Consider the following 12,418-nt stretch of genomic DNA (forward strand, 5'->3'; position numbering starts at 1 on the left):
TAAGCCAAACATCTTAATCAAGGCAATATCATGACAGATATTCGCAACCTCCTTAACCAAATTGCTGCACAGGAAGTGCAATTGCGCGATACTCAGTTTCTCGCACCATGCGTAGGTGGGGGGAAAGTACGCGCTTCTGTAGCGGGGATGGTTTATACCTTTAAACCGCAGCCACAAGACTTTGAAGGATGGGGCATTTTTCAGCCAATGAACGAAAAAAAGGCTGAAATGGTGGAGGAAGCAAACTTGCCGCAGGTGGCGGAATATCTGCGACTGTTGAAGCCGTTGCGCCTGCGTTTGGCTTATGTGTTGCAAGGACAAACTTGGCTTGCGTACCCTGTTAACGAATCTGATATGCAGCAGCGCTTGGGTGCCGCTAAGCCAGTGCCGGTATATTTAGTTACTGAGGGTGCAGCATTTGAGCCAATAATTGCGCGTTGGGATGGCGGTGCTTGGTGGTTTGATGAACTCGATCGACGAGCAGATCCCCTGGTGGCGGAACAACTCAAAGAACAATTGAGGAATGTGACGGAAACGGAAAATCTTCGCTTTGCGGGGATGACGCCAGAGATGCGTACCGTCTATGACTTGGCGTTGCAGCAGACGGAAGAATATCAACGCCGAAGGCAGCAACAACTTGAAGAAGAACGCTTGTGCCAGCGGCGACGGGATACAAGACGCCAGCAGCAGGCACAGCGCCCATACAGACACTACCAAGAGGTACGGCAAGATCCGTATCGGCGGGCGATGTCAGGTGATGAAAGCCGCGTGCGCGATGCCTTGGGGATGGGTGGTGGCGAACTCGAAGATGTGCGCGATCGCGGTGACTTTTGGCAAGTGGAGTGGATGACTCGCAGCGGTGAACGTCACATCTCTGCGATTGACAAGCATGATTTGACAGTGATTAGTTCTGGCATTTGCCTAAGCGGACGCGATCGCGATTTTGACTTGCAATCCCTCGTTGGCGTTATCGAAGCGCGAGATAACTGGGACTTTTGAATTAGTTATTAGCCATTAGCAAAAATGTCTATCTTCTTTCACGAACAACTCCACAGAACATCTGCACTGATGGCGAAGCTAAAAGACTTCCCGGTGACGGTGTGCGGTGCGGGGGCGCTGGGGGCGAATATTACTGAAAATCTTGCACGTTCTGGCTTTGGGAAGCTGGTGGTTATTGATCGCGATCGCATTGAGGAACGCAACCTTTCTACTCAGCCTTACTACCGCTCAGATGTTGGCGCTTACAAAGCTAAAATTCTCACCAATACCCTCTACCGTGCTTTGGGTGTTGCTGTTGATGGGCGTCCGAAAGAATTAACATCGGCAAATGCTGCCCAGTTGCTTAGTGGTAGCAGTGTTGTTATTGATACTTTTGATAACAGCATCAGCCGTCAAGCTGTCAAAGATTATTGCACAGCGGCAAATATTCCTTGTCTGCACGTTGGCTTAGCTTCCGATTATGCTGAAATTATCTGGAACGAAATTTACCGCGTTCCTTCACCAGTAAACGATGACGTTTGCGACTACCCGTTAGCGCGAAATTTAGTAATGTTGGCTGTTGCCGTAGCGAGTGAAGTAATTATTAATTTTGTCGCCACTGGTAATCGGGAAAGTTTCACGGTGACACTGGGAGATTTTGCCGTCAAACCATTTGATAAGTTTTGAATTTTGAATTTTACAGTGCAGATATTTTACCGATGGTTGAGAAGTGAGAGGATAAGCTTGAAAAATAGCGTTAGTTTCTATTAATCAAAGAAAGTGCAGCCTTTCTGATTCGGTGCGTTACTAATTTTTCAGCTCCCAGAGCAATCAGGAAACCCCCTCCAAGACAAGCAGCTTTTGAGAGATTTCCGCTCTCAAGAACGAATCCAGAAATTGCTGCCGCTACTCCTAGAACTACATATAACTGGAGCAGCCAAAGTGGTTGAAGCTTAAGATCCTTCAGTAACAACTCATCATGCTTGTTGAGCATAGGACTTAGAAATATCTGAAGTTAGGAACATACCTAACTATCTATTCAACCACCGTAAAGCCTATCTTTGCTATTACCTCTGCATTAAAAATTGACTACCTGGTAGCAAAATGGCGGTATCGAGCTTCTACGAAATTATAAATACCGTAAGCGATTAAACCAAGCGCCACAGTTCCTAACAACCAAGGGCCAAAAGGTTGTTGTGCCAGTGCAGCTAGCGCCCCACCTAGCCCCTGAACTTGGTTAGCATCAGACTGCCGCGCCGCTTGGAGCAGAAAAAGACCAGTAATGCTAAAAACGACACCACGGGCAGCAATCCCAAATCTGCCCGCAAAGGTCGCCCATTTCTCCTCTTTTTCGCTCATCTGGTTGACTTTCCACTTTTTGCGGAATTTCGCTTTATAGGCTCTGTAAAATTGATAGAAGCCCATGCCGATGACAGCGGCTCCCACAATTCCAACTAGAAATTGACCGAAGGGCTGCGCTAACAAGCGTGCTGTCCAGTCTTGGGAGGAATTACTATTACCGCCGCCTCCCGAACCCATGATCAGCTTAATCGCACTCCAGGCTAAACCAGCATAGATTAAGCCGCTGCCAACCGCTCCCAGGCGCGATGCAAGACCTTTGGCATCGGTGCCTTTGTTTTCCGGATCGGCGATCGCTTCCACGAAACGCCACAACACGTAACCAAGCAAACCCAAAGCAACGATTGCCAGCAAGAATTTTCCAAAAGGCTGTGTCACAATCGTCACCAGCGCACCCTCTGTATCGGTGGTTCTGCCGCCTGCACCAAACGCTGCCTGCGCCGCCAGCACTCCCACCGTCGCGTAAACTACCCCTCTCGCCCCAAAGCCCAAACGTGCCAGTCTTTCCACCCATGTAGATGCATTATCTGGTGTCATCGGTTGGTTTGGTCTAGTCTGCATTTTTTTTTCTGCGTGGGAGCAGGGAAATTGTGGTTTGCTACCAATTTTGTAGCAATATTTACTCTTATCTACATCTACCAAAGTGCTTAAAATACTGCTGTAGAGGCGCAATTTCTTTGCCCCTACAGAGTGCTACCTTGCTGATGTGTAGCAAATCGAAGAAAAAAGGGGATTATGCGGGTTCTCCTAGTTGAAGATGAGCCAGATTTAGGGGCGGCAATTAAGCGAACTCTCAGTCAAGAAGCGTATGTGGTTGACTGGGTTCTGGATGGCACGCAGGCATGGGAGTTTTTAGAAACCCAGTGGACGCAATATACGCTGGCTATTTTTGACTGGTTACTGCCAGGATTATCAGGAATTGAGTTATGTCAGCGACTACGGGGAAAAAATAATCCTCTGCCAGTATTGATGTTAACTGCTAAAGATCGGATGGAAGATAAGGTGGCTGGATTGGATGCTGGTGCAGATGACTATTTGGTGAAACCGTTTGGGATGGCGGAACTATTGGCACGATTGCGAGCATTACAAAGGCGATCGCCTCAGCTTCACCCCCAACAACTACAAGTGGGAAACCTGACTTTAGATTACGGCACTCATACAGTTTGCTATCACAATCCATCGGATGACAAACAAATCATTCCTCTGACTAGCAAGGAATTTCAGTTGCTGGAATATTTGATGAAGCATCCCAATCAAATTATTACCCGCGATCAGTTATTAACTCAGCTTTGGGAATTTAGTGCAGAACCGATGAGTAATGTAGTAGCCGCGCAGATGCGATTGTTGCGGCGTAAATTAGCGGTTTTTGGATGCGATCGCTTTATCGAAACTGTTTACGGTATCGGCTATCGTTTGAATAGTTATTAGTCATTGGTCATTGGTTTTTGACAAATGACCATCGGCTATCGTTTGAATAGTTATTAGTCATTGGTCATTGGTTTTTGACAAATGACCAATGACTAATAAGATTCCCCAATTACCAATTACCAATTAACGTGAATGAAAACAAACTTTTTCAACTAACTCGTTGGCGACTGGCAGGTTGGTATGCAGGCGTCATGGGAGTGATTTTAAGCTTGTGTGGAGTTGCAGTTTATGAAGCGATCGCGCGTGCGAATTGGGTTGCCCTCGACCGAGAATTAGAATCTGTTGCCGGTACGCTTCACGACAGTATTGAGCCGATTTTGCAGCAACCGGGACGCCTGGAACCTGCTATCCAACAACTGTTGCCGGATATTTGTTTGCTTGGGGAAAAATGCGTTAGTCAGATAGAAAATCCGACTCGGCACACTTTGGGGGCAATTCACCAAGGCGACTACTACGTGCGGCTGCTAGAGAATTCGGGACGCCCAGTTGCCTTGGCAGGACTTCAGCCAGTGGGATTGCTAGCGGCAGATAAAGGCGATCGCGTTTCTACACCCCAATTGTGGCAAATCCTCCAGAATCGCCAGGGCACCCGTTTTCATCAAATTTCTCTATCGCTGCATACCAAAGACAATCGCCCTTGGGGATATCTTCAGGTGGGGCGAAGTCTCAAAGAATTGGACGATCATCTGACTGCCCTGAAATTTATTCTCTTACTGGGGTTGCCCGTGGCAATGATTGTCGTTGCTGGTTCCAGTTGGTGGTTGGCAGGGCTAGCAATGCAACCAATTTACCAATCCTATGGGCAAATCCAACAATTCACAGCCGATGCCGCCCATGAGTTGCGGACGCCCTTAGCGGCAATCCAAGCAACCGTTGAATCGACGTTGAGAATGAATCAACTCAGCGAACTAGAGGCGCGGGATACTCTAAAAACCATTGAACGGCAAAATTACCGCCTATCTGAATTGGTTCGGGATTTATTGCTACTCTCCCGTATGGATCGGCAGGCTTTGTCAATTAAATATCGTCCCGCCTGTCTCAACGATCTTGTCAGCGACGTTGCAGAAGAATTGTCAGCACTAGCGATCGCTGCCGATTTGACGCTTTCTATAGATATTCGCACGCCAGAACCTTTGCACGTCAACGGCGACGAAGAACAGCTGTATCGCCTGATTTTTAACTTAGTGGTGAATGCTATCCAATACACGCCCCCTGGGGGTCAGGTGGCGGTGATTTTAGAGAGCAGCACCCAAGCACTAATTTTTATAAAAGATACTGGCGTTGGCATTGCACTTCCAGAGCAGACGCGGATTTTTGACCGCTTTTATCGGGTAAATAGCGATCGCTCTCGACACACAGGCGGTTCTGGATTGGGCTTGTCAATCGCCAAAGCGATCGCAATTGCCCACAACGGCAGCATCGACGTTCAGAGCGAATTGGGCAAAGGCAGCACATTTACGATTCGACTGCCTTTGCATAATTAAATGCACTGCTGCATTTCTTGGCTAATTCGATTTTGGTTTAACTTCACCGTCATTAAAGGTACTTTTGTTGGCGTTAACCTTAAGAATGCGGAAGGTGCGATCGCATCTATCTAATTAAATGCTTTAAATTTCTTCCGAATGACCTATCAGGATTTCATCCTAATTTCATTTTTTTGTAAAACACTGAGAAATACCTACTGCTTTCTTGAACTAACTTACAGATCAGGAGCGAGGATAGTTAAATAAATTGATGCCCCTATCTATGCAAATTAATTCTTTTAAAAATGGTTTTTTGGCTGTCACCCTGGTAGCGATCGCCTCCATGACTGGCGGATTTCTGACAGCTTGTTCTAGTGGCTCTCAAAACCAAGCCCAAGCCCCAACCGCCTCCCCATCAGATGCTGGCGGCATGGAACACATGGAACACAGGGGACACGGAAGCGGCATGAATCATAGCATGGCAATGGATTTAGGGCCAGCCGATGCTAATTACGAGCTGCGGTTTATTGACGCGATGAGTGTGCATCATCAAGGTGCGGTGATGATGGCAAAAGAAGCCCAACAAAAATCTAAACGCCCTGAAATCAAGCACTTGGCTGACAATATTATCCAAGATCAAAACAAAGAAATTAATCAGATGACACAGTGGCGACAGGCATGGTATCCCCAAGCCAGCAATCAGCCGGTTGCTTACGGAGGTGCAGACAAATCCGTCGTCCCCATGTCAGAACAACAACGCCAAAGCATGATGATGTCTGGAGATATGGGCGCTGCTGATGCTGAGTTCGATCTGCGCTTTATTAATGGGATGATTGCTCACCATGAAGGCGCTTTAACAATGGCTGAAGATGCACTGAATAAGTCGAAGCGACCCGAAATTAAACAATTGTCCCAACAAATTATCACTTCACAAAAAGCAGAAATTGAGAAAATGCAGCAGTGGCAACAAGCTTGGTACAAAAAGTAATTCAGATTAATTGAAAGCAGGAAGGGGTGACAAAACAGCACCGATAGCCGCCTAGGCCAGGATTTCTCCCTTCCCGTGAACGGGGAGGGTTGGGGTGGGGTTCCTGATTTCATCCTAATTTCATTCTTTTGTGCAAACTTAATATCTAGATGGTGGTTTAACGCTGTTGCGGTCAGCATCGCTGGCTATTTACGGCACTAGGTAAGTGCCCTTGCTAGAGGGCTGAATTAAACCTCGGTATCCCATCCAAACGCAAGGAACCCCTTAGTTATGCTTTTTTTTCCTAACTCCAAGCCATCTAAGGCACGCGATCGCTTATTTGGGACACTCCTGAGCCTACTCCTACTGGCTGCACCAACCTCGGTTCTCGCCCATGCTGGACATGGGGATGAGTTTCATGGAGAAACCGAAGCTAGCCAGGGAACTCCCCAAGGGATTCAAGTAGATGCCCAAACAGCAAAACGGATGGGAATCGAGGTAAAACCAGTCTCTCAACAACGGCTGGGTTTTGGCATTAAAACCACGGGTCAAATTGAAACGTTGCCCAGCCAAAAAGCGGAAGTGACAGCACCTACTCCGGGAAAAATCGTTGAGCTTCTCGTGGAACCCGGTGCAGTGGTGCAAGCAGGCAAAGTCGTCGCTGTCATCGCCGCACCCGACTTAGTAGAACTGCGCGTAGGTTCCCAGGAAAAACGAGGCGAAGCCGAAGCGGATCTGCAACAGGCGCAAGCAGATTTAAAGCTAGCTCAAGAAAATTATCAGCAATACTCGCAGATAGCCGCCTCAGACATTCAGCAAGCTCGCACTGAACTAGCAGTCGCTCAAGAACAGTATGAACGCGATCGCGAGTTGGAGCGTGCAGGAGCGTTGCCACGTCGCCAAATGCTGGAGTCTCTTGCTCACCTGGCAGAAGCCAAAACGCAATTGACCAAAGCAACCAGCCGTCGGGAAGTGCTGGAAGCCGAAGCGCAACTCAAACGCGCCCAATCAGCTGTAAAAGTCGCAAATTCCCGGATTCGCCTGAGTAATACCGCTTATCAGACGCGGCTGCAACAACTGGGAACCCGCGCCAATGACAAAGGGTTGGTGACGGTAACAGCTCCCATTTCTGGCACCGTTGCCGACCGGGAAATTACCCTCGGTCAATCGGTGGAGGAGGCGGGGGCAAAGCTGATGACCATCCTGAATAATAATCGGGTGTGGGCTACGGCGAGTATCTACGAAAAAGATTTAAATAAGGTAAAAATTGGGCAACGAGTTAGGGTGAAGGTTGCCAGCTTGCCGAATCGCACCTTCACAGGCAAGATTGCGGTGATTGGCTCGGTTGTAGAAGGGGAAACGCGAGTCGTGCCAGTCAAAGCTGAACTGGATAACCCTGGCGGACAGTTGAAGCCGGGGATGTTTGCAGAATTGGAAGTGTTAACCAACCAAACTCCCGCGCCTATCTTAGTCATTCCGACTTCAGCCGTGGTGGAAACCAATGGCAGGCAGCGAGTTTACGTGCAAAATGGTACCGCCTTTGAGCCAGTTGAAGTCACCTTGGGACGAACTGTGGGGGATGTAGTTGAAGTCAAGGGAAGTTTGTTTGAGGGCGATCGCATTGTCACCCAAGGCGCAATTCAACTGTATGCCCAATCCTTACGCGGCGGCAGCTCAGAAGGCAAAAGCGAAGAGAAACAGCCTTTAATTCCAAACTCAGACACGATTAATCGGGTTTCTGCCATTCAAAACTCACTTCCTTGGTTGTGGGTTTTGCCAGCCGGGGGAGCGATCGCATTCGTTGCCTTTTGGTTAGGACGCCGCACTCAGTCGCGCCGGGTGCCTAAAACCTTAGAGGCGTTGCCTTCAATACCTTTACCCCACGAATCAGAAATTGTTAATGACTCGGCAAGCAAACAGGAAAAAGTAAAAAGTCAATAATTCTCTTTCTTTTGTCTTTTGCCTTTAACTATGCTTAGTGCGCTTATCAAGTGGTCTATTAAACAACGCTGGCTAGTTGTCCTTGCCGCCATGCTGGTGACAGTTTGGATATTTCGCGTGGCGTCACAAATGCCAGTGGATGTATTTCCCAGCTTTGCTCCACCCCAAGTCGAAATTCAAACTGAAGCCCCCGGATTAGCTCCAGAAGAAGTAGAATCTCTGGTTACTTTACCGATTGAAAGTGCTATTAATGGGACTCCCGGCGTCACAACAGTACGGTCTGCTTCAGCGGTGGGGCTTTCAGTTGTGAAAGTTATCTTCAATTGGGAAACTGATATTTATCAAGCCCGACAGTTAGTGACAGAGCGATTGCAGCAAGCGCAAGAAAAGCTGCCAGAAAGTGTTGATTCGCCACAAATTTCTCCGATTAGTTCTCCAATTGGCACTGTATTGCAATATGCTTTCACTGTTGAAGAAGGCAATAGGCAACAAGCATCTTCACCTAGCACTGACTTGATGGAAGTCAGACGTATTGTAGATTGGCAGGTGACAAACCGTCTTTTAGCGGTTCCTGGCGTCTCGCAGGTAATCGCTTATGGGGGTGATATTCGCCAGTATCAAATATTAGTCGATCCAGCGAAACTAAAAGCGTTTGATGTGTCTTTACAGGACGTGACTGAAGCCGCAGAAAAAGCCAATGTTAACGCTCCGGGTGGATTTCTCATTAACCCTGACCAAGAGCTATTAATTCGGGGTGTTGGGCGGATTGAGTCCATTGAAGACTTGCGACAATCAGCGATTACCGCTCGAAATGGAACACCGATTCGATTAGGCGAGGTCGCTGATGTCAAAATTGGTGCCGCACTCAAGCGGGGCGATGGCAGTTTGAATGGCAAAAAGGCAATTGTGGTCATGATTAACAAACAGCCACAAGCCGATACTCCCACGGTCACTCGTGCCATTGAGGCGGCAATGAAAGAGGTGAAATCGAGTTTGCCTCCGGATGTAAAAATGACGGTTACTTTCCGTCAAGAAGACTTTATCGACGCCTCGATTGAAAATGTTCGGGAAGCACTCGTTGAAGGCAGTATTATTGTTGCTTTTATTCTTGTCCCGTTTTTGATGAATTGGCGCACGCTTGTCGTGAGTCTCACTGCACTTCCCTTGTCTTTGTTGTTAGGATTGCTAGCGTTAAATTGGCTGGGATATGGTCTGAATACGATGACTCTGGGAGGCTTGGCAGTTGCGATTGGTTCAGCCGTTGATGATGCTATTGTGGACGCCGAAAATGTCTACCGTAGCTTGCGAGAAAATAAGCTAGCAGGGAAACCAAAGCCACCATTAGAAGTTGTCTTTGAAGGTTGTCAGGAGGTACGTGATTCTCTATTTGGTGCCACTTTAATTACTGTAGTGGTTTTCTCGCCAATTTTTGCCCTCGCGGGTGTGGAAGGTCGCATTTTTACACCGATGGGAGTGGCTTATTTAGTGGCAGTTCTGGCTTCTAGCGTTACCGCACTCACCATCACTCCAGCTTTATGTGCCATCTTATTGCCTCACGGTCATTTGCCAGAAAAAGAACCGTGGGTGGCGAGATTTTTCAAAGGGCTTTATCGTCCGTTTTTAATGTTTTCTTTGCGGAATTCTCAGCTGATTTTGGGAGTTGCGACTGCTAGTTTGGTGGCAGCGATCGCTATTGTCCCCTCCTTAGGACGGGTGTTTTTGCCGGAGTTCCAAGAGCGATCGCTCGTCAACACCCTGACTCTCTATCCCGGTGTCTCCCTAGAATCGACTAATCGCGCCGGTTTCGCCCTTCAGGATGCGCTTAAGGATGACCCGCGCTTTGATTTTATTCAGTTGCGATCGGGACGTGCGCCGGGAGATGCGGATGCGGCGGGTGTTAACTTGGCGCACTTGGATGTAGAACTGAGTGAAAAGGGGATAAAAGACCGGAAAGGAAGCATTGAAAAGTTGCGAGCGGAATTTGCTAGATTGCCAGGAGTTGCGCCAAATATTGGCGGATTTATTTCTCACCGGATGGATGAAGTGCTGTCTGGAGTGAGGAGTGCGATCGCTGTCAAAATTTTTGGTCCGGATTTAGAACAACTCCGCACTCTGGGTAAACAAGTCGAAGAGATTATGAAAACTGTTGAGGGTGTTGTAGACTTGCAACTCGAACCCCAACTGCCCATTAGACAAGTACAAATTCAGTTTGATCGCCAACAAGCAGCTCGTTATGGCTTAACCGTCGGAGAACTTTCCGAAACGATTGAAACTGCGCTCAATGGACGTGTAGTTTCTCAAGTTTTGGAGGAACAACAAACTTTTGACCTGGTTGTATGGTTAAAAGAAGATGCTCGGAGCAATCTAGAAACCATCCGCAATTTATTAGTGAGTACACCAACAAATCAAAAGATTCCCTTAGCTCAGTTAGCACAAATTGGCTACGGCACTGGCCCGAATACCATCAACCGCGAGAATGTTTCCCGCTTAATTGTCGTCTCGTCTAATGCTAGCGGTCGAGATTTGCGCTCTGTCGTTGATGAAATCAGAGGCAAAGTTAAACAACAAGTACAATTACCAGCTGGTTACTTTATCGAATACGGCGGTCAATTTGAGTCGGAACAACGCGCTACTCAAAACATCTTGATATTCAGTGCGATCGCATTTGTGGTGATTACGGTCTTAATCTGCTTGTCTGTTAAGTCCATCCCCTCAACTGCGATGATTATGATTAATTTACCCTTGGCATTGGTGGGAGGTGTCATTTCAGTGGCATTAACGGGTGGGATTATTTCCGTCGCCTCTCTGGTTGGCTTTATTACTCTATTTGGAGTTGCCACTCGCAACGGATTGTTATTAGTTGATAATTACAACGCTAAATTTGCCACGGGAATGCCTTTTTGGGAAGTAATCATTCAAGGTTCAATGGAAAGGCTCAATGCCATTCTAATGACGGCTTTTACCTCCGCTTTGGGGTTAGCACCTCTGGTCGTGGGAGGAGGTGCAGGAAAGGAAATCCTACAACCGTTGGCGGTGGTTGTATTAGGAGGGTTGTTTACTTCTACAGCTTTAACGCTGTTAGTTCTACCCGCTTTGTACGCCAAGTTTGGCAAAGTTTTGGTGCCGAAACAGGAAAAACCTGTGCCTGAGTTATAAGTTGCAAAAAGAAAAATTTAAACCACAAAGACGCAGAGGACGCGAAGAAAAAATGAAATTATTGAAAGTAAGTTTAATTGTTTTGAGTAGTGTCGGAGTGCTTTTTTTAGGAGCTTGCACTGGGGAACAGCAGACAGCACAACCTGATAATACTCCCACAGAAGCGAAAACTAATCTTCCTGCTGTTTCTCCTTCAAAAACAGCAGCCAAACCCGATCACTCACAACCCTCCAAAGGCGGTAAAGTCGTCGAGACAGGAAAATATCATTTAGAGTTTGTGCCTGAAAAAGAAGCGAACGGCACTCACTTAGATTTATATCTACAGAAAGGGGACACCCACGAAGCAGTTTCTAATGCCAACGTGACGGCTCAAGTTCAGTTACCCAATGGGAGCCAAAAAACCTTAGACATGAAATACGATGTTCAGGGTAAGCACTACGCTGTTTTGCTACCCGAACAAGCATCAGGAGAGTATAAAGTGGTTATCCTCTCTGAAATTAATGGCGAAAAAGTGAACGGTCGCTTTACCTTTAATCGCTAGCAATGCTAGGGGTGATATCCAGTGGTTTAGATCCCCGACTTCTTAGAGAAGTCGGGGATCCCGCTTTAACGAATCATTTGGGACTGCTGTTGTAGGTTAGGTTTAGGAATGAAACCCAACCTAATACTAAAAAATGACATCGTTTCATTCAGCTCTTTTACTGAAAATCCCGTACTCTTAGAATGCTAAAGATTGGATTTAGTCGTTGCCTGTGACCTTTTGAATCAAGTCTTGTGCTTTTTCGATTAAATTAGAGTCGTTATTGTTTTCTGTGGAATTGAGTACAGTCTTTTCGTTTGCCTTTTCGCTATAGTCAAAGGGTTCATTGGGGTTTGCTGATTTTTGCTGCTTATCCTCTTCAAGAAAACCTGTTGCTTCGCTATATTGATAGGCGCGGTCAACTCGGTCGTCTGATGTCAGCTTATCTCTTGAATGTAATACTGCATAACTAGGCTGTGCGGCGATGAATAAACTTGCCACACTGATTAAAGTCATTAAACTTAAAACAAAAATATTTTTATGGAGTTTTTGTTTTAAAGTTACTAAAATTCGTTGCATGGAAATTTCCTCCCAATTGCTTTTTGT

10 protein-coding genes are annotated in these 12,418 nt (G+C 46.9%); 8 read left to right on the top strand and 2 right to left on the bottom strand.

Going from position 1 to position 12,418, the window contains the following annotated elements:
• Positions 1-30: 30 nt before the first annotated feature.
• Both NDA03_RS15845 and NDA03_RS15850 read left to right on the top strand, forming a co-directional pair.
• Positions 31-999 (top strand): hypothetical protein, encoded by a 969-nt coding sequence (locus NDA03_RS15845; RefSeq protein WP_348238546.1) that lies wholly within the window; start codon positions 31-33, stop codon positions 997-999.
• A 24-nt stretch (positions 1,000-1,023) separates the two neighbouring features.
• Complete coding sequence (locus tag NDA03_RS15850; protein ID WP_190523993.1) at positions 1,024-1,665, top strand: ThiF family adenylyltransferase; 642 nt, start codon at positions 1,024-1,026, stop codon at positions 1,663-1,665.
• A gap of 402 nt (positions 1,666-2,067) precedes the next feature.
• Here NDA03_RS15850 and NDA03_RS15855 read toward each other — a convergent pair whose 3' ends face one another.
• Positions 2,068-2,898, bottom strand: coding sequence for a DUF1206 domain-containing protein (locus NDA03_RS15855; RefSeq protein WP_348238547.1), 831 nt, complete (start codon positions 2,896-2,898; stop codon positions 2,068-2,070).
• 174 nt (positions 2,899-3,072) lie between these two features.
• Here NDA03_RS15855 and rppA point away from each other — a divergent pair, with 174 nt between their 5' ends.
• The 6 genes from rppA (at position 3,073) to NDA03_RS15885 (ending at position 11,833) form a co-directional block, all read left to right on the top strand.
• Positions 3,073-3,765 carry a two-component system response regulator RppA gene (gene rppA, locus NDA03_RS15860; protein WP_190411629.1) on the top strand — a complete coding sequence of 231 codons (693 nt, stop codon included), beginning with the start codon at positions 3,073-3,075 and terminating at the stop codon, positions 3,763-3,765.
• A gap of 128 nt (positions 3,766-3,893) precedes the next feature.
• A complete protein-coding gene (rppB, locus tag NDA03_RS15865) occupies positions 3,894-5,249 on the top strand; it encodes a two-component system sensor histidine kinase RppB (RefSeq protein ID WP_348238548.1) in 1,356 nt (451 codons plus the stop codon).
• A gap of 250 nt (positions 5,250-5,499) precedes the next feature.
• On the top strand, positions 5,500-6,216 hold the full coding sequence (locus NDA03_RS15870; RefSeq protein WP_348238549.1) for a DUF305 domain-containing protein: 717 nt from the start codon (positions 5,500-5,502) through the stop codon (positions 6,214-6,216).
• Positions 6,217-6,486: 270 nt separating this feature from the next.
• The gene (locus NDA03_RS15875; RefSeq protein WP_348238550.1) at positions 6,487-8,136 is read left to right on the top strand and encodes an efflux RND transporter periplasmic adaptor subunit; all 1,650 of its coding nucleotides are present in this window, start codon (positions 6,487-6,489) and stop codon (positions 8,134-8,136) included.
• 30 nt (positions 8,137-8,166) lie between these two features.
• On the top strand, positions 8,167-11,292 hold the full coding sequence (locus NDA03_RS15880; RefSeq protein WP_348238551.1) for an efflux RND transporter permease subunit: 3,126 nt from the start codon (positions 8,167-8,169) through the stop codon (positions 11,290-11,292).
• A gap of 52 nt (positions 11,293-11,344) precedes the next feature.
• Entirely contained in the window at positions 11,345-11,833 is a 489-nt protein-coding gene (locus tag NDA03_RS15885; RefSeq protein WP_348238552.1) for a hypothetical protein, read from the top strand.
• 198 nt (positions 11,834-12,031) lie between these two features.
• On the opposite strand, the gene NDA03_RS15890 is transcribed toward NDA03_RS15885, so the two are convergent.
• Positions 12,032-12,391, bottom strand: coding sequence for a hypothetical protein (locus tag NDA03_RS15890; RefSeq protein ID WP_190430095.1), 360 nt, complete (start codon positions 12,389-12,391; stop codon positions 12,032-12,034).
• Positions 12,392-12,418: the final 27 nt, after the last annotated feature.

The organism is Trichocoleus sp. Lan, assembly GCF_039961855.1.
Taxonomy (GTDB): domain Bacteria; phylum Cyanobacteriota; class Cyanobacteriia; order Cyanobacteriales; family FACHB-T130; genus FACHB-T130.